Source organism: Seonamhaeicola sp. ABD4_175 (genome assembly GCF_056160885.1).
In genome coordinates, this window is record NZ_JBSWYC010000002.1 from 569,187 (window position 1) to 594,757 (window position 25,571).

At 33.8% G+C, this 25,571-nt stretch carries 22 protein-coding genes and 1 riboswitch; of the genes, 4 read left to right on the forward strand and 18 right to left on the reverse strand.

Annotated features, from left to right (window positions below; all coding sequences use genetic code 11):
- Positions 1 to 79: 79 nt before the first annotated feature.
- Both dtd and rsgA read right to left on the reverse strand, forming a co-directional pair.
- On the reverse strand, positions 80 to 532 hold the full coding sequence (gene dtd / locus ACXAG4_RS08865; RefSeq protein WP_475295717.1) for a D-aminoacyl-tRNA deacylase: 453 nt from the start codon (positions 530 to 532) through the stop codon (positions 80 to 82).
- The gene (gene rsgA / locus ACXAG4_RS08870) at positions 533 to 1,483 is read right to left on the reverse strand and encodes a ribosome small subunit-dependent GTPase A (protein ID WP_475295718.1); all 951 of its coding nucleotides are present in this window, start codon (positions 1,481 to 1,483) and stop codon (positions 533 to 535) included.
- 216 nt (positions 1,484 to 1,699) lie between these two features.
- Here rsgA and ACXAG4_RS08875 point away from each other — a divergent pair, with 216 nt between their 5' ends.
- Positions 1,700 to 2,152, forward strand: a complete 453-nt coding sequence (locus ACXAG4_RS08875; RefSeq protein WP_475295719.1) for a hypothetical protein — start codon at positions 1,700 to 1,702, stop codon at positions 2,150 to 2,152.
- A 52-nt stretch (positions 2,153 to 2,204) separates the two neighbouring features.
- Here the strand turns inward: ACXAG4_RS08875 and ACXAG4_RS08880 are convergent, their stop codons facing one another.
- From ACXAG4_RS08880 to ACXAG4_RS08895, 4 genes are all read right to left on the reverse strand, one after another.
- A complete protein-coding gene (locus ACXAG4_RS08880) occupies positions 2,205 to 3,287 on the reverse strand; it encodes a chorismate mutase (protein ID WP_475295720.1) in 1,083 nt (360 codons plus the stop codon).
- 75 nt (positions 3,288 to 3,362) lie between these two features.
- Positions 3,363 to 4,214 (reverse strand): prephenate dehydrogenase, encoded by an 852-nt coding sequence (locus ACXAG4_RS08885; protein ID WP_475295721.1) that lies wholly within the window; start codon positions 4,212 to 4,214, stop codon positions 3,363 to 3,365.
- Positions 4,215 to 4,216: 2 nt separating this feature from the next.
- Positions 4,217 to 5,362 carry a pyridoxal phosphate-dependent aminotransferase gene (locus tag ACXAG4_RS08890; protein ID WP_475295722.1) on the reverse strand — a complete coding sequence of 382 codons (1,146 nt, stop codon included), beginning with the start codon at positions 5,360 to 5,362 and terminating at the stop codon, positions 4,217 to 4,219.
- On the reverse strand, positions 5,359 to 6,186 hold the full coding sequence (locus ACXAG4_RS08895; RefSeq protein WP_475295723.1) for a prephenate dehydratase: 828 nt from the start codon (positions 6,184 to 6,186) through the stop codon (positions 5,359 to 5,361). Before ACXAG4_RS08895 ends, ACXAG4_RS08890 begins: the two co-directional genes overlap by 4 nt.
- A gap of 376 nt (positions 6,187 to 6,562) precedes the next feature.
- Between ACXAG4_RS08895 and gldA the strand changes: the two genes are divergently transcribed.
- From gldA to ACXAG4_RS08910, 3 genes are all read left to right on the forward strand, one after another.
- The gene (gene gldA, locus ACXAG4_RS08900) at positions 6,563 to 7,456 is read left to right on the forward strand and encodes a gliding motility-associated ABC transporter ATP-binding subunit GldA (RefSeq protein WP_475295724.1); all 894 of its coding nucleotides are present in this window, start codon (positions 6,563 to 6,565) and stop codon (positions 7,454 to 7,456) included.
- 168 nt (positions 7,457 to 7,624) lie between these two features.
- Entirely contained in the window at positions 7,625 to 9,712 is a 2,088-nt protein-coding gene (pta, locus tag ACXAG4_RS08905) for a phosphate acetyltransferase (RefSeq protein ID WP_475295725.1), read from the forward strand.
- Positions 9,713 to 9,716: 4 nt separating this feature from the next.
- Positions 9,717 to 10,904: an acetate/propionate family kinase gene (locus ACXAG4_RS08910; RefSeq protein ID WP_475295726.1), complete on the forward strand. Its 1,188-nt coding sequence runs from the start codon at positions 9,717 to 9,719 to the stop codon at positions 10,902 to 10,904.
- Here ACXAG4_RS08910 and ACXAG4_RS08915 read toward each other — a convergent pair.
- The 12 genes from ACXAG4_RS08915 to ACXAG4_RS08970 all read right to left on the reverse strand — a co-directional run bounded on the left by ACXAG4_RS08915 (position 10,890) and on the right by ACXAG4_RS08970 (position 25,569).
- The gene (locus ACXAG4_RS08915; protein WP_475295727.1) at positions 10,890 to 11,636 is read right to left on the reverse strand and encodes a head GIN domain-containing protein; all 747 of its coding nucleotides are present in this window, start codon (positions 11,634 to 11,636) and stop codon (positions 10,890 to 10,892) included. The genes ACXAG4_RS08910 and ACXAG4_RS08915 overlap by 15 nt on opposite strands.
- A 15-nt stretch (positions 11,637 to 11,651) precedes the next feature.
- A complete protein-coding gene (locus ACXAG4_RS08920) occupies positions 11,652 to 12,752 on the reverse strand; it encodes an acyloxyacyl hydrolase (RefSeq protein WP_475295728.1) in 1,101 nt (366 codons plus the stop codon).
- A 32-nt stretch (positions 12,753 to 12,784) separates the two neighbouring features.
- A complete protein-coding gene (locus ACXAG4_RS08925) occupies positions 12,785 to 13,738 on the reverse strand; it encodes a methylenetetrahydrofolate reductase (protein WP_475295729.1) in 954 nt (317 codons plus the stop codon).
- Positions 13,739 to 13,884: 146 nt separating this feature from the next.
- Positions 13,885 to 16,575 carry a methionine synthase gene (metH, locus tag ACXAG4_RS08930; protein ID WP_475295933.1) on the reverse strand — a complete coding sequence of 897 codons (2,691 nt, stop codon included), beginning with the start codon at positions 16,573 to 16,575 and terminating at the stop codon, positions 13,885 to 13,887.
- Positions 16,571 to 17,590 (reverse strand): homocysteine S-methyltransferase family protein, encoded by a 1,020-nt coding sequence (locus ACXAG4_RS08935; RefSeq protein ID WP_475295730.1) that lies wholly within the window; start codon positions 17,588 to 17,590, stop codon positions 16,571 to 16,573. The genes metH and ACXAG4_RS08935 overlap by 5 nt, the downstream gene beginning before the upstream one ends.
- A gap of 133 nt (positions 17,591 to 17,723) precedes the next feature.
- Positions 17,724 to 17,829: riboswitch (SAM riboswitch) on the reverse strand.
- Between the two features lie 82 nt (positions 17,830 to 17,911).
- Complete coding sequence (gene cysM / locus ACXAG4_RS08940) at positions 17,912 to 18,802, reverse strand: cysteine synthase CysM (RefSeq protein ID WP_475295731.1); 891 nt, start codon at positions 18,800 to 18,802, stop codon at positions 17,912 to 17,914.
- Complete coding sequence (epsC, locus tag ACXAG4_RS08945) at positions 18,789 to 19,529, reverse strand: serine O-acetyltransferase EpsC (RefSeq protein WP_475295732.1); 741 nt, start codon at positions 19,527 to 19,529, stop codon at positions 18,789 to 18,791. The genes cysM and epsC overlap by 14 nt, the downstream gene beginning before the upstream one ends.
- A gap of 101 nt (positions 19,530 to 19,630) precedes the next feature.
- Positions 19,631 to 20,686, reverse strand: a complete 1,056-nt coding sequence (locus ACXAG4_RS08950) for an NAD(P)/FAD-dependent oxidoreductase (protein WP_475295733.1) — start codon at positions 20,684 to 20,686, stop codon at positions 19,631 to 19,633.
- 2 nt (positions 20,687 to 20,688) lie between these two features.
- Complete coding sequence (locus ACXAG4_RS08955; protein ID WP_475295734.1) at positions 20,689 to 21,273, reverse strand: precorrin-2 dehydrogenase/sirohydrochlorin ferrochelatase family protein; 585 nt, start codon at positions 21,271 to 21,273, stop codon at positions 20,689 to 20,691.
- A 3-nt stretch (positions 21,274 to 21,276) separates the two neighbouring features.
- Complete coding sequence (gene cobA, locus ACXAG4_RS08960; protein ID WP_475295735.1) at positions 21,277 to 22,038, reverse strand: uroporphyrinogen-III C-methyltransferase; 762 nt, start codon at positions 22,036 to 22,038, stop codon at positions 21,277 to 21,279.
- Between the two features lie 13 nt (positions 22,039 to 22,051).
- Positions 22,052 to 24,145 carry a HEPN domain-containing protein gene (locus ACXAG4_RS08965; protein ID WP_475295736.1) on the reverse strand — a complete coding sequence of 698 codons (2,094 nt, stop codon included), beginning with the start codon at positions 24,143 to 24,145 and terminating at the stop codon, positions 22,052 to 22,054.
- A 176-nt stretch (positions 24,146 to 24,321) separates the two neighbouring features.
- Complete coding sequence (locus tag ACXAG4_RS08970; RefSeq protein WP_475295737.1) at positions 24,322 to 25,569, reverse strand: sulfate adenylyltransferase subunit 1; 1,248 nt, start codon at positions 25,567 to 25,569, stop codon at positions 24,322 to 24,324.
- Between the last annotated feature and the right edge of the window lie 2 nt (positions 25,570 to 25,571).

Here is a 25,571-nt window from a genome sequence, read left to right on the forward strand (position 1 = left end):
TTAAACCAATAAACATTTAGCGAAACAAAAAATCTTACAGCTAATATATGAAAATATATTTATCATTTGTTGCTTATTCTTATGCTTTATTTTTAGAATCTATAATTATAGTTACAGGGCCATCATTTACTAATGCAACTTTCATATCTGCACCAAATTGCCCTGTTTGTATGGTTTTACCAAAATCTGCTTGCAATTGTTTTATAAAGTCTTCATACAAAGGTATGGCAATATCTGGTTTTGCAGCTTCAATGTAACTTGGTCTATTTCCTTTTTTGGTTAATGCGTGCAACGTAAACTGGCTTACAACTATAATATTACCGTTTATATTTTTTACACTGTTGTTCATCACGCCATTTGCGTCTTCAAAAATACGAAGGTTTACTATTTTATTACTTAACCATTTTATATCCTCTTGAGTATCATTATTAACAATACCTAGCAGAATTAATAATCCGGTTTCAATATTTGCAACGCTTTCGTTATTTATGGTTACACTTGCTTGCGAGACTCTTTGTATTACTATTTTCATTTAATCTTTATCCCAATTATCAGTGCGATAATGTTCATCTTCGCCTTCAAGAATTTGCAAATAACTTCTGTATCTAGAAAAGGCTATTTCATCATTATCTAAAGCGTCTTTTACGGCGCATTTAGGCTCTTTAACATGTAAACAATTATTGAATTTGCAATGTTGTTTTAGTGCGAAAATTTCCGGAAAGTAATCGCCTACTTCTTCTTTATCCATATCAACTACACCAAAACCTTTTATACCCGGTGTATCAATAATTTTTCCTCCAAAATCTGTATCATACATTTCGGCAAACGTAGTTGTGTGTTGCCCCTGCATATGTAAATTTGAAATCTCTTTGGTTTTTAAATTTAAATCTGGCTGAATAGCATTTACTAGTGTAGATTTACCAACACCTGAGTGCCCCGAAAACATACTAACCTTATCTTTCATTAAGGCTTTAATTTTATCTACATTTTTACCAGTTTTGGCTGAAACCCCTATGCACTCATAACCAATTTTTCGGTATATGTGTGCTAAATATTTAACTTCAAGTAATGTATCATCATCATACGCATCAATTTTATTAAATATTAAAACGGTTTTTATTGAATAAGCTTCGGCAGTTACCAAAAAACGATCTATAAAACTTGTTAAAGTTGGCGGATTATTAATGGTTATAAGAAGAAAAACCTGATCTAAATTAGCCGCAATAATATGTGTTTGCTTTGATAGGTTAACAGATTTTCTAACAATATAATTAGCCCTGTCATGAATATTAAATATAACACCAGACTCTAAATTATTAGCTTCTTCTAGCTCAAAATCTACCATATCACCAACAGCAATAGGGTTTGTACTTTTTATACCTTTAATACGAAATTTGCCCTTAATTCTGCATTGATAGGTTTCACCTAATTGATTTTTTACGGTGTACCAACTTCCGGTAGATTTATAAACGCGTCCTGTCATTAATTTAATTGTTTTACAAAACTAACAATATTTAAATTGATTAATGCTACAGTTAAATTGCTTTTTTATAATTGAAAAAAATAAATAATTTATGCAACTTTTAAAAAAATGATTTGTCTTTATAAGAAAGCTATTAAATAATTTAAGTTAAAATAACATTTAACTTGATTGTATTTTTTTATTTAGCTTTATCGTTTAATAACAAACATCAACAACATGAAAAAATTAATTTTAAGTATTGCTATTGCCGTTTTAGGCTTAGCCGAAATGAATGCACAAGTAGAGTACAAAGTAGTTACAAGTGTAGAATCTATTGTACCTAACGGATTGGGGCGTTCTAGAATTATTAGTGCCAATGACACTAAAGATTACAAAGAGTTCACCTCTACACAAACCGAAGAAGATAATACCCGTAACAAATCTAAACGTGGTGATATTAGGGTAAAAGGCTTTGATGAAACTAAGCTTTTAAATTTTTACAACTTAGGTGGTATTAGATTTCAAAACATTGCTGCAAATGATGCTCTTATAGAATCTAAAATAAATACAATGATAGAAGAAGGCTGGGAACTTGCTTTTGTAACAAGTGCTGTTGAAAGTGAAGGTGGTAAAGGCGACGGCCAAGGTATTTTTATAACCAGATATCTTTTTAAAAGACCAAAACAGTAAAACATAAAAAGCCTCACAAATGTGAGGCTTTTTTATATTTAATAAACTATTATTAACCGTTAATAATTTTTTCTTGGTGATTAATAGATTCTTGATGAACAGCTTTAAACATTTTTAAAATAAACTCTTCACTTAAACCGTGTTGTTCACCTTCTAAAACCATTCTACCTAAAATCTCGTTCCAACGTTTGCTTTGTAATACAGCTACGTTTCTGTCTTTTTTAAGCTGACCAATACCATCTGATGCTTGCATACGTTTACCTAACATATCAATAATTTGATTATCAATAACATCAATTTGTGCTCTTAAATTATCTAACTTACTGTTGTACTCAGCTTCAGGATCACCTTCTTTTTTCACTTTTAAATCGCGCATAATTTGCACTAAGGTAGATGGTGTTACTTGTTGTGCTGCATCACTCCATGCGTTATCAGGATCAAAATGCGTTTCAACCATTAAACCATCAAAATTTAAATCTAAGGCTGTTTGGCAAACATCAAAAACCATATCGCGCTTTCCTGTAATATGCGACGGATCGTTAATTAAAGGAATATCTGGGAATTTATTTTGAAACTCAATAGCCATTTGCCACTCTGGGTTGTTTCTATATTTTGTTTTTTCATATGTTGAAAACCCTCTATGAATAGCGCCAATATTTTTTACACCAGATGCATAAATACGCTCTATACCACCTAACCACAATGCTAAATCTGGGTTTACTGGGTTTTTAATTAATACTGGCTTATCTGTACCTTCAAGAGCATCGGCAATTTCTTGCATGATAAACGGACTAACAGTAGAACGAGCACCAATCCAAAGCATATCAATATCATGCTCTAAAGCTAATTTTACATGTGCTGCATTTGCAACCTCTGTACAAACTTTCATACCAGTTTCTGCTTTAACTTTTTGTAACCACTTTAAACCTAAAGCGCCTACACCTTCAAAGTTTCCTGGTCTGGTTCTTGGTTTCCAAATGCCGGCTCTAAAGTAGCTAACATCAGTATCTTTTAAATCGTTTGCAATTTTAAGTACTTGCTCTTCGGTTTCAGCACTACAAGGTCCTGCAATTACTAACGGATGATTTAAGTTTAAATCATCTAACCAAGCTCTCATTTCTTTGTTGTTTTCCATAATCTTCAATAAAATTTCAATTTCCAAATTCCAAATATATTTTGAAATATGGGGTTTACTAGTTGTATTCTTGTTTTAATTTATTCCGTTTAAAATATCTTTTATATGATTGGTGTTTTGCATTTCTTTAAAAATGGCATCAAAATCATCTTGTTCCATAAACTCTTTAAACTGTGTTAAGTTGTTTATGTATTCATTTAAAGTTTCAATAACGTTTACTTTGTTTTGTTTGAAAATAGGCGTCCACATTTCTGGCGAACTTTTAGCTAAACGAACCGTTGATGCAAATCCGCTGCCTGCCATATCAAAAATATCACGTTCATTTTTTTCTTTTTCAATAACCGTTTTACCTAACATAAAAGAGCTTATGTGCGATAAATGCGATACATAGGCTATATGTTTATCATGCGCTTCCGGATTCATATAACGAATGCGCATACCTATAGCTTTAAAAATTTCTAACGCTTGCTCTTGTAATTTAAAGGCTGTTTTTTCAACCTCACATATTATATTGGTTTTACCTTTAAACAAGCCGCTAATTGCTGCATTGGGTCCTGAATATTCTGTACCAGCAATTGGGTGCGCCGCTAAAAAATTTCGGCGTTTTGGGTGATTTTCAACCACTTTACAAATAGCTTCTTTTGTTGATCCGGCATCTATTACCAAACCTGTATCTGGTATTTTATCTAATATAGATGGCAATAGTTTTACGGTAGCATCAACTGGTATTGATACTATAACCAAATCGGCATACTGCAAATCATCTAAAGTGGCTTTTTTATCTATTAAACCTAATGATAATGCTTGTTCTAGCGTAGCATCTTTTCTGCTAATGCCGTGTATAACCACATTGGGGTTGTGTTGCTTAATATCTTTTGCTAAGCTACCACCAATTAAACCAACACCTATTACGTATATATTTTTCATTTTTAACTTACTCTTGCTATACATTCTTCAATAGCTTCTGTTGAAGCGCATAAAGAAAACCTTATGTAACCTTCGCCTTGGCTACCAAAAATGGTTCCTGGTGTTATAAAAATGTTGTTTTCTATTAACACGCTATCTATAAATTCTTCGGCTTTTATACCTTGGGGTAATTTTGCCCACACAAACATGCCTGTGGCGTTTTCATCATAGGTACAGTTTAATGCTTTGACTAACTTCCAAATTAGCTCTCGGCGCTTTTTATACACGCTATTTAAAGTAACATACCACATTTTAGAGCATTTTAGCGCCTCTATTGCACCTTTTTGAATGCCATAAAACATACCAGAATCCATATTACTTTTTACTTTTAATATATTTTCAATATGCGTACTGCTACCCAACACCATACCTACTCGCCAACCGGCCATATTAAATGTTTTACTTAATGAATTAAGCTCTAAACAAACATCTTTAGCGCCTTCAACATTTAAAATACTTGTTGGGTTTTCATTAAGCACAAAGCTGTACGGGTTATCATTTACAATTAAAATATTATTACGCTTTGCGAAATCTACTATTCCTCTAAAAGCTATTTTTGAAGGTTGTGCACCTGTTGGCATATGCGGATAATTAACCCACATTAATTTTACTTTACTTAAATCTAACTTTTGAAGCGCATCAACATCTGGCAACCAATTATTTTCGGCTTTTAAATTGTAAAAAACAGGTTTAGCGCCAACCAGTTTAGTAACCGATTGATAGGTTGGATATCCTGGATTTGGTATTAACACCTCATCACCTTCATTTAGGTATGCCATTGATATGTGCATGATGCCTTCTTTACTACCCATTAATGGTAACACATTGGTGTTTGCATTTAAGTTAACCAAAAAGTGTTCTTTATAAAAAGCTGCCATAGCTTCACGTAACTCTGGCAACCCTTGATAGCTTTGATATTTATGCGCCGTAGCATCTTGTAAACTTGTAACAATAGCCTCTACAACCTTTTTTGGAGGTTGTAAATCTGGGCTACCAATACCTAAATTTATTACTGGTTTACCGCTAGCCACCATTTGGCCAACTTCGCGTAATTTTCTTGAGAAGTAGTATTCTTCTACGGTATGCAACCTATTAGCTACTTGTATCATAACTTGGCATTTTTATATTCACCTAAAACTTTAAAGCCTTCGGCCATAATTTTTATTAATGATTTTGCTTTATCAAAATCGGCGTATGTTTCAAAAGTAACATCAACAAAAAAGGCATATTTCCACGGCGTATCAATAATTGGTAGCGATTGTATTTTTGTTAAACTCAACTTACAGTCGCTCATTACATTTAAAATGGCTGCTAAACTGCCTCGTTTGTGGTTAGCTTCAAACTTGACTGATGCTTTATTAATAGCTTCTTTCTCAACTTCAGAATTTGTTCGTTTTACAATAGCAAAACGTGTTTCATTGTGCTTAATAGTTTGAATACTGTGTGCCAACACATCTAAATTAAATATGTTTGCCGCCAAAACACTAGCAATAGCACCAACACCTTTTAATTGGTTTTTATTAATTCTATCAGCAACTTCTGCAGTGTCTTTATCTTCTACCAATTTAATGTGCGGATGATTTTTAAAAAACTCTTTACATTGCAATAATGCCATTGGATGCGAGTATACTTCTTTAATATCACTTATAGTTTGCCCTGGTAGTGCCATTAAATTATGCTGAATATCTAAATAATGTTCACCAACAACATGTAAATTATAATTATCAATTAACGCATAGTTGGGTATTATTGAACCTGCTATAGAATTTTCTAAAGCCATAATAGCCGCATCACATTCTTTGCTAATTAACGCTTCAACAACTCTATCAAACGTTAAGCACTCTATAAGGCTTATGTTTTCATCAAAATATTGTTGTGAAACAATGTGATGAAAAGATCCTTTTACTCCTTGTATTGCTACTGATTTTATCATAAAAAAAAGTCTCGATTTTCACCGAGACTTATACTTTAATTTATACTTTAAATTTATACATACATTGTCTCGTTCCTTTTGCTAAAAAAGAAATAATAAAAACCAAAATATGTATAAACTGCTGTTGTTCTCATAATTATGTGGCTAAAGTAAATAATATTTTAAGAAATCAAAATTGTGAAAATACTTTTTTGTGCTTTTTAAAACAGTTTTATAAATTTTTCAGTAAATAACACTTTACGTTGAGTTATCGTTTGTTTTTACAGTACAAAAAATTAAATTTTTCATTGATTAAGCGTTAATAACCGTTTACTTGTACCTTATTTTACTACAAACAAAAAAAATCATGTACTTTTGGTATAAATAATAAAGTATTATGTCTATTACGGTTAAAGGTATTTCAAAACATTACGGCAACCAAAAAGCACTAAATAATGTGTCTTTTGAAGTTAACCAACCCGAAATTGTTGGTTTTTTGGGGCCTAATGGTGCTGGCAAATCTACCATGATGAAAATTTTAACCACCTATTTACAGCCAAGTAATGGCAACGCAAGTGTTAACAACCATAATATAACCAATAGTAAAAATGTACAATTAAGTGTTGGCTATTTACCAGAACACAATCCGTTATATATAGATTTATACGTAAAAGAATACCTTGCTTTTAATGCTGGTATTTACAAAGTTAAAAAAGCACGAATTAATGAGGTTATTGAACTTACAGGTTTAACACCCGAAGCGCACAAAAAAATTGGGCAACTATCAAAAGGTTACAGGCAACGCGTTGGGTTAGCCACAGCTCTTTTACACAACCCTGATGTTTTAATTTTAGATGAACCTACTACAGGCCTAGACCCCAACCAGTTAATTGATATTAGAAACCTTATTAAAACCATTGGCAAAACCAAAACGGTATTTCTTTCAACACACATAATGCAAGAGGTTGAAGCCATGTGTAACCGTGTAATTATAATTAATAAAGGTGAAATTGTTGCCGATAAAAAGCTTACAGAATTACGAAACAATAAAGAACAAACTGTTATTGTAGAGTTTGATTACCGTGTTGAAGATGCCTTTTTAAAACAACTACCAAAAGTTAGTAAGGTTACCAACACACATGATTTTGTTTACGAAATTACGTTTAACACCACAGAAGATATGCGCGCTCATGTTTTTGATTTTGCTCATGATAATAAGTTAAAAATTCTTCAACTAAATCAAAAAAACGCAAGCTTAGAAAATTTATTTACAGAATTAACTACATCATAAAAACACGTATTGGTTAACCAATTTTCATGTTTCTGTGAATTTATGATAATTGTCATCTTAAAAAAAATACACCTACATTACATTTGTTTCATAATATAAAATTAAACTAGTAAAGGTGCGTGTTTAGCTAAGCTACAAAACGTATCTTTATAACATAAATCAGGTATAATGAGCAAAGGAATTTATGTAGCAACCATAGAGCCTAATAGCGGTAAATCTGTTGTGGTTTTAGGGCTTATGCGTATGCTTTTAGGTAAAACAGCTAAAGTTGGATATTTTAGACCAATTATTGAAGATGTTGCTGCTGGCGAAATGGATAACCACATTAACACAGTTATTTCGCATTTTGAAATTGATATAAACTACAAAAAAACATACGCCTTTACGCGCAGTGAAGTTTTAGATTTGTACAACCAAGGCAAATCGGGTTATGTTATTGATGAAGTAATAAAAAAATACAAACGCCTTGAAGAACACTTTGATTTAGTGTTAGTTGAAGGCACAGATTTTTCTCATGAAAACTCAAGCTTAGAGCTTGATATTAACATGCTAATCTCTAAAAACCTTGGCTTACCTGTTATTATTGTAATTCATGGAGATGGCAAAAAAAACAGAGATATTTTAGACAGCGTTCAGTTAGCACATGACACCTTTAAAGAAGAGGTTGATGTACTTTCAATAATGGTTAATAAAGTAAATAATGAAGCTATTACTACTTTAAAAACCGAAATTAGCGCACGTATTAACAATACAGACTTTGCTATAATTCCTAAAATTGAAAGTTTAGCAAACCCAACAATTAAAGAAATTGTTAAAGCCCTTGATGCTAAAGTACTTTTTGGCAAAGATATGCTTAACAACCAAGTACAAAACTCTGGCGTTGGTGTTATGCAATTAAGAAATTATATTACAAAATTAAAAGAAGGCTCGTTGGTAATAACCTCGGGTGATAGAGCCGATATTATACTTGGTGCGTTACAAGCACATACATCAAAAAATTACCCACAAATTTCAGGCATTGTTTTAACTGGTGGTTTACTACCCGAAGAACCTATTTTAAAACTCATTGAAGGTCTCTCAAGCGTTGTACCAATTATTAGTGTGAACAAAGGCACCTTTAACGCTACTAACGCCATTGGAAAAGTAAAATCTAGAATTTACGCTGAAAATACCGATAAAATAAACACCTCTATAGCTACTTTTGAAAAACATGTAGATACTGATAAATTAGCAGATAAACTTGTAACATTTCAATCTGAAATATTCACTCCAAGAATGTTTCAATATAATTTATTACAAACAGCACTTAAAAACAAAAAACACATTGTTTTACCCGAAGGTTATGATGAACGTGTACTAAGAGCCACCGCTAAATTAGTTGGCTCTCAAGTTGTTGATATTACATTAATTGGCGAAAAAGATAAAATACAAGAACGTATTGTACGTTATGATATTCCTTTAGATATCAATAAAGTAAATGTTGTTTTCCCAACACAATCACCTCATTTTGATGATTATGTAAATACGTTTTATGAATTAAGAAAACATAAAGGCGTAAACCTTGATATGGCAAAAGATGCTATGTCTGATGTGTCATACTACGGCACAATGATGATTCATAAAGGACATGCAGATGGTATGGTATCTGGTGCTGTACACACTACGCAACATACGCTTAGGCCAGCACTTCAATTTATAAAAACTAAACCTGGCGCAAACATTGTTTCATCAGTATTTTTCATGTGTTTAGAAGATAGAGTTTCTATTTTTGGTGACTGTGCTATTAACCCAAACCCAAATGCAGAACAACTAGCTGAAATTGCAATTTCATCGGCAGAAACGGCTAAAAAATTTGGTGTTGAGCCTAAAGTTGCCATGTTATCATACTCATCGGGTTCTTCTGGTAAAGGAGAAGAGGTTGATAAAGTTAGAAAAGCTACCGAAATTGCTAAAAACTTAGCGCCTCATTTAAAAATTGAAGGCCCAATTCAATATGATGCAGCTGTAGATATGCGCATTGGAAAAAGCAAATTACCAGAATCTGAAGTTGCAGGACAAGCCAGTGTTTTAATTTTCCCAGATTTAAATACGGGAAACAACACCTACAAAGCTGTACAACGCGAAACCGGCGCTTTAGCCATTGGCCCTATGTTACAAGGCCTTAACAAACCTGTAAACGATTTAAGTAGAGGCTGCACATCTGATGATATTTACAGCACCGTTATAATTACTGCCATTCAAGCCCAAGACCAATAAAATTATGCAAGTATTAGTATTAAACTCCGGAAGCTCATCATTAAAATACCAATTATTTTCAATGCCTAATGAACGTATTATTTGTTCTGGCCAAATTGAGCGTGTTGGCTTTAAAGATGCTATTTTCAAATTTAAATCTGAAAAAGAAACTTTTGAAAAAACAACACCTATAGCCAACCATAAAGAAGGACTAAACTTAGTAGCGCAACAACTTTTAAATAAAGAAACTGGTGTTATTTCATGTGCTAATGATATTGCTATTGTTGGGCATAGAGTTGTACATGGCGGCAAACATTTTAGCAAAACCACGCTTATTGATGCTGAAGTAAAACGAAAAATTAAAACCTTGTTTTCTTTAGCTCCTTTGCACAACCCGCATAATTTAGAAGGTATTGAAGTTGCCGAAAGCATTTTTCCTAACGCAAAACAAGTGGCTGTTTTTGATACGGCTTTTCATCAAACCATTCCTGAAATTGCTCATAAATATGCTATCCCTCAAAAATATTTAGATGAATATAATATTCGTGTATACGGATTTCACGGTACTAGCCACAAATACGTTTCAGAAAAAGCTATTGCACATTTAGGTAAAGAAAACTCAAAAATCATTACTATTCACTTAGGAAATGGTTGTAGTATGACCGCTGTTGAAAACGGCAAAAGTATAGACCATAGTTTAGGGTTTTCGCCTGTTGGTGGTTTAATTATGGGTACACGCTCTGGCGATGTTGACTATTCGGTAATTTTCCATTTAGCACAACGCCATGGTTTCGATTTAAATAACATAAATACTTTGCTACAAAAACAAAGCGGCATGCTAGGTTTAACAGGTTTTAGTGATTTACGCGACATACAAGAACACGCTGAAAAAGGGAATAGAGATTGCCAATTAGCTTTAGATATGAATGCGTACCGCATTAAAAAATACATTGGAAGCTATGCAGCTATAATGAACGGGCTAGATGCTATTGTTTTTACAGCAGGCATAGGAGAAAACTCTGCAATAATAAGACGTTTAGCTTGTGAAAATTTAGACTATTTAGGCATTAATTTAGATACCGAAAAGAACAACGTACGTTCTGGTGATATTAGGGCCATAAACACTGAAGAATCTAAAGTAAAAATACTTATTGTACCAACTAACGAAGAATTAGAAATTGCAAAACAAGCGGTTAACTTACTTGAAAATTAAGCGGCCTTTGTAAAGCTCTTCAACACTAACTTCTGCTGGTTTATTTAAAGCAATCACATCTCCAGTTCCTGAAATTTTACCAGTTAAACGTTGTTGTGGGTTTACAATAATATCATTTGAACTTCGGTTACTAACAAATACGCTTTGTGCAATTAAATTTTGCCCTTCAAAGCGTGAAGTTCCTGCTGCAAAGGTAATATTAAGGTTGTTTGTTTTTCCTAAAATAAAGCAGTTTGACAGATTATTAAATACAGCTCTAAACGTATCGGTATCAATTTCTAAATAGAAATTGGCACTGGTAAACGTATCTGGGCTTCCAAAATCTTCAGATAAAATAGTTAAATTAGGGTAACTTAACACACCTTTTGATTTTATATCAAATTGTGTTGAACTTCTAATTTCAGTAATATTTGGTGCTGTTACGTACACTTTTGTTATACCATAATCTCGCACATAATTACAGCTGTTATTATCGGTTAATATTAATCTGTTTTCAACTACTTTAGCTTCAACATCATTTATTAAATTTTCGCCTGTTTCAATAATAACTTTTTGCGTGGAGCCTTCTTCAATAATTAATTCTATATCTCTATTTACAAGTATTTTTGTAAATACATCAACTAAAATTTCTTCTTGAATAATATTACCTGTTTTCTGAAAACAATCGCCTGCATTTTCACTATCACAAGCAAAAATTAAAGCAACAATAATTATGTAAACTAGTTTTTTCATTTTAATAGTATCAATCTAAAACCTAGCGCCTACACCAAACTCTACAGCTTCAGCTTTAGCTCCGTGCGATTTTAATGTTAAGGCACCAAAAAACGTACTACCAAAATAGCGTTTTAACCCAATGCGTAAATAGGTGCGTCCTTCAAAATCAAAAGGATAATAAACATAATACCCAAATTGGGTTACTAATGATGTTTTATTTACAAAAAGTTCATGACCAGCAAATACACCAACGCGTTTATAATCATCATCTTTTGAAACATTTTCTTCGGGAAACGACACGCTTTTGTAATAAATCAATTCTTTTAAAAATTTTGAAAAAAACACATCGGTTCCAAATTGTAAGGCGCTTTTTCTATTAATACGCTTATCTGCATACAATGACGCTATATAAAACGGAAATTGCCCACTGCCAACCACATCACTCTCATTTATACCAAATCTAAAAGCGATATTGTACTTAATTGGTTCGGTAAATTTTCTATCTGTGGCATCTAGATTATTTTGATATTCTGGTTCTACCTTATTCAAATTATAGTTAAAACCAACATTAAAAGCAAGGGTATTTGTGCTGGTATTTGGCGCCTTTACATTAGCATTAGAGTAATGTATTAAAGTAACACCTGCCTGCAAACCAAACCTGTTAAAAATACGCTCTTTCTTAAACCCTAACATAGCAAAGGTACTACTCATTATATGGGTACCGTAGGCTACATTTCTAAAATTATTTTCTTTGTGATAAATATTATCAGCGTATGCTAATCCTTGTCCTACTTTAAACATTAATTGTCTATTAAAAAAGTAGAAATTATAGTGTGCATAAAGTGATGCTACTGTACCCAAAACATCAGGGTTTTTCATGTTTTGGTATGCATAAGTTACCCCATAATCTGGGTAATTATAGCGTTGTTCCCAATTTTTAAATCCGTAAGTTTTTTTATTCCAACTTATAATATAACCTTCGGGGTGCCCTTTAATTAAGTGTAAAATATCACCGTTATGTTCAGCTATATTTCCTCTAAAATAATTAACATCTATGTATGATGTATACTGTTTATTCTGAGCAAAACAAAAACTACAAAACGCAGTTAAAATACAAGTTAAATAAAACCTCATAAATTTGGGAAAACTACCGCAAAAGTAGCTATTTAAAATAAAGCTTCGGCTATAGACTGCACATTATCACTTTTACCCATAGAATAATAATGTAAAACAGGAACACCAGCAGCTTTTAACTCTTTAGATTGTTGTATAGCCCACTCAATACCAACTTGTCTCACAGCCTTATTATCCTTACAAGCATCAACAGCATTAATTAAATCTTCAGGTAAATCAATACTAAACACATGTGGCAACAATTGTAAATGTCTATTCACAGCAAGTGGTTTAATACCAGGAATAATAGGAATATCAATGCCGTTTTCTTTAGCTAATTTTACAAAATCGAAGTATTTCTGGTTATCAAAAAACATTTGCGTAACCACATAATCGGCACCAGCATCAACCTTAGCTTTAAGGCGTTTTAAATCGGTTTGTAATGATGGTGCTTCCATGTGTTTCTCTGGATAACCCGCCACACCAATACAAAAATCGGTTTTAAACTCGGTTAAATTTTCTTCGTGTAAAAACTTTCCTTTATTTAAATCAGAAATTTGATGCACCAATTCGCATGCATACGTATGCCCGCCTTTAGTAGGTTCAAAATATTTTTGATGTTTCATGGCATCACCACGAAGCGCCACAACATTATCTATTTCCAAATAATGGCAATCTACCAGCATATACTCGGTTTCCTCTTTGGTAAAACCACCACATAAAATATGTGGTACAGGGTCAATATTATATTTATGCTTAAGCGATACCGAAATACCTAAAGTTCCCGGGCGTTTTCTTACCGTTTTCCTATCTAAAAGTCCGTTTTTTTCAACATAAACATACTCTTCTCTCGAAGTTGTTACATCAATAAACGGCGGATTAAACTCCATTAACGGATCTATATTATTATACAAATCCTGAATATTTTTACCCTTTACCGGCGTTACAATTTCAAACGAAAACAACGTTTTTCCGTTCGCATTTTTAATATGTTCTGTTACCTTCATAACTCGCTTTTGTCATTTCCGCACAGGCGAAAATCTCTTCAATAATTATTATTTATTTTTTGGGCGTTACCCTATCGGGTCGCGCTTTCCGTTATATCTTTTTCTCGTTCCTCAAAAAAGGATGCCACTACAATCGCTAACGCGGGTTAACCAGCCAAATTAGGGTGCAACCACTTTCTTGCGTGTTCTTTTGCAATCCCTTTTCTTTTGGCATAATCAGTTACTTGGTCTTCAGTAATTTTACCTAAACCAAAATACTTCGCTTCCGGGTTTGCAAAATAATATCCCGAAACCGCGGCAGCTGGCCACATGGCTAAACTTTCTGTAAGCGTTACGCCAATAATTTTTTCAACATCAAGCAACTCCCAAATGGTTTCCTTTTCTAAATGATCTGGACATGCAGGATATCCTGGTGCCGGACGAATACCTTTGTAGCTTTCTTTAATTAAATCGTCGTTGGTTAAATCTTCATTTTCGGCATAACCCCAATGTTTTGTTCTTACTTGTTTATGCAAATATTCGGCAAAAGCTTCAGCAAAACGGTCGGCAATAGCTTGAGCCATAATAGCGCTATAATCATCATCTTTTGCTTTATAACTTTCGGCCAATTCTTGAGCACCAAAAATAGCGACACAAAATGCACCAACATAATCGGTTTTCCCTGTACTTTCTGGGGCAATAAAATCGGCTAAAGCATGATTTGGAATACCCTCACGCTTTTTTAATTGTTGCCTTAATGTTCTAAAAACAGCTATTTCTTCACCTTTCTTTTTAACCGAAATATCATCATCGTTTATCGTGTTGGCTTCAAATAAACCAAAAACAGCTTTAGGCTTTAATAGTTGTTTAGCTATAATTTCATCAATCATTTCTTGTGCTTCATTAAAAAGCACTGTAGCTTGCTCGCCAACAACGTCGTCTTTTAAAATACTTGGATATTTACCGTGTAAATCCCAGCTTCTAAAAAACGGACTCCAATCTATGTAAGGCAACAATTCCTTTAAGCTTAATTGCTTAAGCATTTGCACACCCATTTCTTTTGGTTTTACAATTTCGGAAGTTTCCCAATCAATGCTGTATTTACGGGCTCTAGCTTCGTTTATAGTGATATACGATTTCTCTTTACCTCGTTTTAAAAACTTGGTTCTAAATTCGTCGTAATCTTTTTTAAGTTTAGACACATATTCGTGTGCTGTTTGCTTATTTAACAAGTCTCCTACAACGGTAACCGCTCTAGAGGCATCGTTTACATGAACTACTGCATTTTTATACTGCGTATCAATTTTCACCGCCGTATGCGCTTTAGATGTTGTTGCACCACCAATTAACAACGGAATATCGAAATTTTCGCGTTGCATTTCTTTAGCTAAATACACCATTTCGTCTAGCGATGGTGTAATTAAACCCGAAAGTCCAATAGCATCAACACGCTCTTTAATGGCGGTTTCAATAATTTTTTCTGGCGGCACCATAACGCCTAAATCTACAATTTCGTAGTTGTTACACGCCAATACCACGCTTACAATATTTTTACCAATATCGTGTACATCGCCTTTTACTGTTGCCATTAAAATTTTACCAACAGGCTCTGAGTCTTCAGTTTTTTCGGCTTCTATAAACGGATTTAGGTAAGCCACTGCTTTTTTCATTACACGTGCCGATTTTACTACTTGTGGCAAGAACATTTTTCCTTCGCCAAACAAATCGCCAACTACATTCATACCAATCATTAAATGGCCTTCAATAACATCAATTGGCTTTTCGGCTTCTTGTCGTGCCTGCTCAATATCTTCAATAATAAAAGCATCTAAACCTTTTACTAAAGCATGCGTAATTCTGTCTTGTAACGGGTTTTCTCTCCAGGACAAATCCACTGTTTTTTCGGCTTTTGAGCCTTTTACAGTTTCGGCAAATTCCAATAAACGCTCGGTAGCATCGTCCCTTCTATCTAAAATAACATCTTCAACATGCTCTAATAAATCTTTAGGAATATCGTCGTAAACCTCCAACATGGTTGGATTTACAATCCCCATATTCATACCTGCTTGAATAGCGTAATATAGAAATACCGAGTGCATTGCTTCGCGAACCGCATTGTTTCCTCTAAACGAAAACGACACATTACTTACACCACCACTTACACTTACATTTTCAAGGTTTTGACGTACCCAACGCGTTGCTTCAATAAAATCGATAGCGTTTTTTCGATGCTCTTCCATTCCGGTTGCGACTGGAAAAATATTTAAATCGAAAATAATATCTTCTGATGGAAAACCTACTTTGTTAACCAAAACATCGTAAGATCGTTTGGCTATTTCAATGCGTCTTTCATAATTATCGGCTTGCCCAACTTCATCAAAAGCCATTACAATTACTGCAGCACCGTAACGTTTTATTTGTTTGGCTTCCCAAATAAATTTTTCTTCGCCTTCTTTTAACGAAATGGAATTTACCACACATTTACCTTGCACCACTTGAAGACCAGCTTCGATAATGTCCCACTTAGAGCTATCAATCATTATTGGCACACGACAAATATCTGGTTCTGCGGCAATAAGATTTAAAAAACGCACCATAGACTCTTTACCGTCTATAAGTCCGTCGTCCATATTAATATCGATAATTTGCGCACCACCATCTACTTGATGACGCGCAATATCTAAAGCTTCATCAAATTTTTCTTCTTTAATTAAGCGTAAAAATTTACGCGAACCCGCTACGTTTGTTCGTTCACCTACATTTATAAAGTTGCTGTTTTCGTTTAAAACCAAAGGCTCTAAACCAGATAACTTCATGTATTTTGTTTGTTTCACTTTCATTAATCTATTCGGTTTAATGAGACTCTTCGACTGCGCTGAGAGAGACAGCTTCACGCGGTTTATATTTAGCAGCAATATTCGCAATAACGCGAATATGTTCTGGACTTGTACCACAACAGCCACCAATAATATTTATTAAATTCTTTTTTAAATAGGCTTCAATTTGCTCGCCCATTTCTTCTGGAGATTCATCGTACTCACCAAAAGCATTAGGTAAACCGGCATTTGGATGTGCCGAAATTGCAAATTCGGTTTTATTAGCAATAGCCTCTAAATGTGGCTGCAATAAATTAGCCCCAAGAGCGCAATTAAATCCAACAGATAATAGCGGTATGTGCGACACCGAAATTAAAAAAGCTTCGGCAGTTTGCCCCGATAAAGTTCGTCCAGACGCATCGGTAATGGTACCGCTAAGCATAACAGGAATATCTAAATTTCTTTCGTCTTTTACTTCTTCAATAGCAAAAAGAGCCGCTTTAGCATTTAATGTGTCAAAAACGGTTTCAACTAATAAAATATCGGCACCACCATCCATTAAAGCTTCTACTTGTTGTTTGTAGGCTATACGTAATTCATCGAAAGTCACAGCCCTATAACCTGGGTCGTTTACATCGGGCGACATACTTGCCGTACGGTTTGTTGGCCCGATTGAACCCGCCACAAAACGCGGTTTATGTGGTTCTTTTTTAGTAAATTCTACAGCAACTTCTTTAGCTATTTTTGCCGATTCGTAGTTAAGTTCGTAAACCAGATCTTCCATTTGGTAATCGGCCATAGCAATGGTTGTTCCCGAAAAGGTATTGGTTTCAATAATATCGGCTCCAGCCTCAAAATATTTTGCGTGAATGGTTTTTATGGCTTCTGGTTGTGTAATAGATAGCAAATCGTTGTTTCCTTGCAACGGTGTTGGGTAATCTTTAAAACGCTCGCCACGAAAATCTTCTTCGGTAAATTTATAGGCTTGTAACATGGTTCCCATGGCACCATCTAACACCAAAATGCGTTCTTTTAAAGCCTTTCTTATATCTGACATTTTATATATATTTTTTATACAGAACATGTTATGAACTGTACAAATGTTTATTGTGAAACTGAAACATGTTCAGCTTAACAAAATTTTATTATATGTTTAGTTTGTTATCTAGAAAAGCTTTTTTTTAAAACCTTCGTTATCTTCCTAATTTTTATTAGTAGAATTTAGCACCTTCTTTACAAGTTAAAGGGTTGCCAAGGTTTCATTGGGTCTATTCCCTCTACCTTTCTTGATAACATTGTTAAGTTTAAGAACTCACACCTAATTTGGAGGACAAAAGTACTAACTATATTTTTGTTTTCCTATTTAATTAAATTGCTATTATTCAAACAAATTTGATGATAGATACCTATCTCCTCTATCGCAAATAATTGCTACAATAACACCTTTTTCAATAGATTCAGCTACTTTTAATGCACAATATACAGAGCCACCACTGCTCATACCTGCAAATATACCTGCTTCTTTAGCTATACGTTGGGTTGTTGCCTTGGCATTTGCTTGGGTTACCTCAATAACTTGATCTACTTTACTTCTATTAAAAAATTTAGGCACATATTCTTCTGGCCATTTACGTATACCTGGTATTCTTGAATGATCATCGGGTTGTGCTCCAACAATGGTTATATTTTTATTATGCTCTTTTAAATATGTTGAAACACCCATAATGGTTCCTGTGGTTCCCATGGCAGACACAAAATGCGTGACTTCTCCGTTGGTATCTCTCCAAATTTCAGGTCCTGTGGTTTTGTAATGCCCTTTCCAATTGTCGTGATTTTCAAACTGATTTAAAAGCGTATAACCTTTTTCATCTCTTAGTTTGAAAGCTAAATCTCGTGAACCTTCAATACCAACATCTGATGAAGTTAAAATAACCTCGGCGCCATAAGCTTTCATTGTTTTAACGCGTTCTTCGGTAGAATTCTCGGGCATGATAAGTACCATATTTAAACCTAAAACTTGCGCAAATAATGCTAGAGCTATACCTGTATTTCCGCTTGTGGCTTCCACTAAGGTATCGCCTTTTTTAATATCACCACGCTTTAACGCTTCATTAATCATATTAAAAGCCGGACGATCTTTAACACTACCTCCAGGATTGTTTCCTTCTAACTTAAGTAATAATTTCACACCTTTTTTAGATACTAAATGACTAGCATCAACAAGTGGTGTATTACCTATATAATCTATAATTGTTTTATTTGATGCCATTTTTTTTAGGTCTTATTTTTATTTCGGTTTGATAGGTTACTAATGAGTTTTCTGGAACAGATTGAGTAATCCAAACATTGGCACCAATAATACTATTGGCTCCTATAACAATATCGCCACCCAAAACGGTTGCATTTGCGTATATGCAAACATTGTCTTCAATAGTAGGGTGACGTTTTGTTTTAGCTAAACTTTTAGCTACAGAAATACCTCCTAATGTTACACCTTGATAGATTTTTACATTTTTACCAATTATTGAAGTTTCTCCTATTACAATACCTGTTCCATGATCTATGTAAAAAGAGTCATTAATGGTTGCCCCAGGGTGAATATCTATACCTGTAATACCATGAATGTATTCACTCATCATACGCGGTAAAATTGGCACTTTCAATTTGTAAAGTGCATGACTTAAACGGTAAATTGAAATGGCATGAAAGCCTGGATATGCTAAATAAATCTCTTCTAAACTGTGTGAAGCGGGGTCGTTATTTTCAAAAGCAACAGCATCTAAATCTAACCGCCTTCTAATATCGGGCAAGTTGGTTTTAAAGGTTTTCCAGATTTGTTCGGCGTTTTCAACGTTCAATTTTTTTAGAACTTTTAAAAACGTTTTTTCTAAATATTTACCGTGTTCTTCTTCTTGTTCACAATCAAACAGTGAATAAAACAGTTTTTTAGTAAATGTTTTAACGGTGTCTTTTAAACAAACGTTGTAACTTTTCATTAGCTTATTATTTATAAGGAAACGTATGTTTCAAAAATATTAAATCCTACAAGGTAAATGAAGCCTTGCAGGATTTAATTTTATAGTATGTTTTTGAACGTTTAATCTATAGCTTGCACAACTGCTTTTGGGGCTTCTTTACGTGTACCATCAAAACCATCAACACCTGAAACTGTTGTATATTTTAATACGAATTTTTTACCAGGATTGATAATTTTATAGGCTGCTTGACACATAATTGTTGCCTCATGAAAACCACAAAGTATTAACTTTAATTTTCCTGGGTAATAATTACCATCGCCTATAGCGAAAATACCAGGAATGTTGGTTTGATAATCTAAAGCATTGTTTACTTTTATAGCATTTTTTTCAATTTCTAAGCCCCAGTTTGCTATTGGACCTAATTTTGGCGACAACCCAAATAGAGGGATAAAATGGTCTGTTTCTAAAGTAAACGGCGCTTCATCTTTCTTAGTAATTTCAATAGCTTCAACTTTACCATTACCTAAAATATTTGTTACTTCGGCAGGTGTGATTAGGTTTATTTTTCCTTCTCTTTTTAATTCTCCAACTTTCTCAACAGAATCTAAATGACCTCTAAACTCGTTACGGCGGTGTACTAATGTTACACTTTTTGCTACATCGGCTAAAAAGATAGACCAATCTAAAGCAGAGTCACCTCCACCAGCAATTACCACATTTTTATCGCGGTACATTTCTGGTTCTTTTATCATGTATTCTACACCTTTATCTTCAAAATCGGCAAGGTTTTCAAGCTGTGGTTTACGTGGCTCAAAACTACCTAAACCACTAGCAATAGCCACTACTGGTGCTTGGTGTTGCGTACCTTTATTTGTTGTAACAATAAACGAACCGTCTTCTTGTTTTTCAATAGTATCAGCGCGTTCACCTAATGTAAAACCAGGTTCAAATTGCTTACCTTGTTCAAGTAGGTTTTTTGTTAAATCGCCTGCTAAAATTTCAGGAAACCCTGGAATATCATAAATAGGCTTTTTTGGATATAACTCAGAGCATTGTCCGCCTGGTTGTGGCAATGCATCAATTAAATGGCATTTTAATTTTAATAATCCAGCTTCGAATACTGTGAATAACCCTGTTGGGCCTGCTCCAATTATTATTATATCTGTTTTAATCATTTCTATGAATCTTTGTTTTCAATTATTCCTTTGGTGAATTCATTTAGTTTTTCAACTTTTTCTTCAAAATCACCTTTTATTGTTTTTCTATATTCATTTAAATTTTTAACGAGGTCATCAATATTTTCTGGAATGACTTCCTCAAAAAACTGTCGTAAACGTTTTGCCATTGTTGGCGATTTTCCGTTAGTACTTATAGCCACTTTCACATTACCCTTGGTAACAATACCGCCCATGTAAAAATCGCAATACGGCGGATTATCTGCTACATTTACTAGTTTAGCTTCTGCCCTACAATCTTTATAAACCTGTACATTTACTTCGGGCACATCAGTAGTTGCTACTACCATGTGTTGCCCTTGCAAATAGTCTTTTTTATAAACATCATTAATTAGTGTAACATCACCTTTTTTTGCTAAAGATACTGTAGCATCTCTAAACATTGGTGACACCATTGTTACACAAGCATCTGGACTAGATTTTAATAAGAACGTTAATTTTTCTTCGGCAACGTTTCCACCACCAATTATGAGTACTTTAAGCTGCTTTACCTTTAAAAAAATAGGATATAAATTATTGCGTTCCATAATTTAATTTCCTGTTACTTCTTGGTAAACTTTACTTAAAATAGCTCTTTCTTTTACAACATCACCAATAACAATAATTGCTGGGTTTGCTAATTGTTTTTCTTCAACAATTTTTTCTATAGTTTGAATAGTGCCAATCCCTACATTTTCATTATTGCGAGTGCCATTTTGAATAATAGCAATGGGTGTATCTTGTTTATTTTCTTTTGAAAATATATTTACAATTTCACCAAGTTTGCCCATGCCCATCAAAATAACAATGGTAGCTGTAGATTTTGCTGCCAGAGCAACATCATTTGACAATTTATGTTGTTTGGTTGTGCCTGTAATCACCCAAAAACTTTCGGCTGCACCACGTTTTGTTAAAGGAATACCTTGGTATGCTGGCACTGCAATTGATGACGAAATACCTGGAACCACAAAGATTTCTAATCCAAACTGACGCACATAATCAATTTCTTCGGCACCGCGACCAAAAATAAAAGGATCGCCACCTTTTAAACGCACAACATGGCCTTTTTCTTTAGCTTTTGCTACTATGAGTTCATTTATTTGCTCTTGCTGAAATGCATAACAACCCCTACGTTTACCTACAAAAATAAGTTCTGCATTAGCTGAAGCATATTTTAGCAAACTTTCATTTATAAGCGCATCATACAGGATAACGTTTGCAGATTCAATAGCCTTAATAGCTTTAAGCGTTATTAAATCTTCGTCTCCTGGTCCTGCACCTACAACGGTTAATGTTGGGATTTTTAAACTCATTTTTATTTATTTACTAAGCAGTTTTAGTTTGTTCAGCTTCTCTAAAAGCTCTTACTGCAGCTAAGAATTTTTCGGCACTTGCAATGTAATTTACCGCAAAATCTTTAGACGGTGCATTTTTATTAATTTGATAAATTATATCTGAAAAAGAAGCACCTAAATTAATTTTTCCGCTTTCAACAAAAACCTCATCAAATTGCGAAATAATACCTGCATGTGTGTTTGTTTTTTTGTTTTCGGCTAATAGTAATGCTTTAGCTGAATTTACAAACGACTGATATGCTAAATAGATTGCCCCCGAATATACTTCATTTTCAAAAGATTCTTTAGCATTTTCTATTTTCTCTTCGCTTTCAAAAAACAAAGTAGCAATTAAATCTATAACAACACCAGCACATTCACCTACACCAATAGCTTTAACATATTTTTCTTCTTCACCCCAATCTATAAAATCAAGCTCTGTTAAATTGGTAGCATCTTGTAAATCTTGTAAAAAGTCGTAAAAATATTTCTGACCTTTCTCTAAATAATACTCAACAAACTGCTTACCGTTTGCGTTAGCTTCATAATCATTTAAAATTCTACGTAATGCTTCAGGCCCTCTTCTACTTGGTACTTTTACTACTTTATCGGCAAAAGTTGCATTTCCATCACCTTGGTTTCCGCCACCTAAAAGCACTTGTAAAGCAGGCGCTACTAATTTATCTGGCGTGCGTACTGTCATGCCTTGAAAACCAATATTTGCCATATTGTGCTGTCCACAGGCATTCATACAGCCACTAATTTTTATAACTAAATCTTCGTTTTTTAAATATTGAGGATATTCGGTTTTAATAACACGCTCTAATTCTTCGGCAATTCCTGTACTACTTGCAATACCTAAATTACATGTATCTGTACCTGGGCATGCTGTAATATCTACTGCTTTGTTGTAACCAGCTTCAACAAAACCTAATTTTTCTAATTCTTGATAGAAAAATGGCACTAACTCTTCTTTAACAAAAGGAATTACAATGTTTTGGCGTAATGTTAAACGTACTTCGCCAGCTGCATAATTATCAACTAAATTTGCTAATAAACGTGCTTTATCTGTGTAGAAATCACCTAATAACACTTTAATTCCAATAGCAACATATCCTGCTTGCTTTTGTGGAATTAAGTTTGTTAATTTCCATAAATTGAAAGCTTCTTCGTTTTTAATTTCAACCAGAGGCGCTTCAACTTGAACTGGTTTTGAAGCTACATAAGCATCGGCATCAATTGCTACAGATTTAAACTCGATCGCTTTTTGTTCGTTATCGATTAACTCTCTAAATGCTTCTAGACCGATATCTTTAACTAAGAATTTCATTCTTGCTTTGGCACGACTTTTACGCTCACCGTAACGATCAAAAACTCTTAATATACCTTCCATTATTGGAATGATTTTATCGGTTTCAACAAAATCATATAACACATCGGCATGACGTGGTTGAGACCCAAGTCCGCCAGCTACCATTACTTTAAACCCACGAACACCATCTTTTTCTTTAGCAATGTATCCAATATCATGTAAGTATGATAAGCCCGTATCTTCATCTGAAGATGAGAAAGATACTTTAAATTTACGCCCCATTTCTTGGCAAATTGGGTTTCGTAAAAAGAATTTATACAAAGCATCTGCATATGGTGATACATCAAAAGGCTCATTAACATCAATACCTGCAGTTTCTGAAGCGGTTACGTTTCTTACCACGTTACCACAAGCTTCACGCACTGTAACTTCATCTTTTTCTAGTTCTGCCCAAAGTTCAGGTGTTCTATTTAAATCTACATAGTGAATTTGAATATCTTGACGTGTTGTTATGTGCAAACGCCCGTGAGAATATTCATCAGAAACCGCAGAAATTCTTCGTAATTGATTGCTTTTTAACTTTCCGTAAGGCACTTTAATACGAATCATTTGAACGCCTTCTTGTCTTTGCCCGTAAACACCACGAGCTAAACGAAGACTTCTAAATTTTTCTTCATCAATTTTTCCGTTGTGAAATAATTCAATTTTTTTAGCTAATTCAATTATATCTTTTTGAACAACCGGATTTTCTATTTCTGTTTCAAAACTTTGCATTTGTATAAGTTTTCAAGTTTAAAGTTTAAAGTTTAAAGTTGAGCGCAGTAAAATTGTTGCACTTCATCTAAATAACTTTATTCTTTTAACTCATTATTCTTGTTTTTAATATCTTTTTTAAAAATTAAAAAAAGCTGACTAACTATTAACTTGCTACTTTTAACTTTTAACTATAATTATTGTATGAAACCAGCACCAACAGTACTGTTAGACTGCGGATCGATTATAATGAAAGACCCGTTTGTTCTGTGATCTTTAAATTTATCGTAAAAAATAGGTTTGTTTAATTTGAAGCTAACCTCGGCAATATCATTCATACCTATTCCAGCCACACCTTCTTCAACACCCGAATAGTCTGGATTTATTTTATGATGAATAGCATTTACTTTAGCCAACACTTTATTTACACCGTGCTGCACTGTGTATTTTGCGCCAGGGGTTAATTGCTTAGAATCCATCCAACATACGTTTGCCGTAAACTGTTTTTCAATAGTTGGTAAATCATCAGCTTTAACAATCATATCACCTCTACTTACATTTACATCATCCTCTAAAGTAATGGTAACCGATGAACGTCTTGAAGCTGTTTCAAACTTTTCATCATAAAAATAAATGTCTTTTATTTTAGACTTTGTTTGCGATGGCAATACCACAACCTCATCACCTACGCTTAAGTTACCACCATACACTTTACCTGCGTAGCCTCTGTAATCATGGTAATCTTCGGTTTTTGGACGAATTACGTATTGTACAGGAAAACGTGGTGTACCTGTGTTAAAAATATCGGCTTTATCTAATTTTTCTAAGTGTTCTAATAACGCTTCACCTTTGTACCAAGGCATGTTTTCAGATTTATTCACAACATTATCACCTTTTAAAGCGCTTACAGGAATAAATGAAATGTTTTGCCCTTGATAATCTCGTTTACTCATTAAGTCTTCAAAATCTGCTTTAATTTTATTGTAAACTTCTTCAGAATAATCAACTAAATCCATTTTATTAATAGCAACTACAACATCTTTAATACGTAGTAAATTATTAATAAAAAAATGACGATTTGTTTGCTCTATTACACCTTTTCTAGCATCAATTAAAATAATTGAAGCCTGTGATGTTGATGCACCAGTTACCATATTACGTGTATACTCAACATGACCAGGTGTATCTGCTATTATGTAACTTTTCTTTTTTGTTGAGAAGTAAATATGAGCCACATCAATGGTAATACCCTGTTCTCTTTCTGCTACTAAACCATCGGTAGCTAAAGAAAAATCTAAATAGTCATAACCACGTTGTTTACTTGTTTTTTCTATAGCTTCTAACTTATCTGTAGTTAGTGATTTTGTATCGTAAAGTATACGACCAATTAATGTACTTTTTCCGTCGTCTACACTTCCTGCTGTTGCAATTTTTAATACGTCCATAT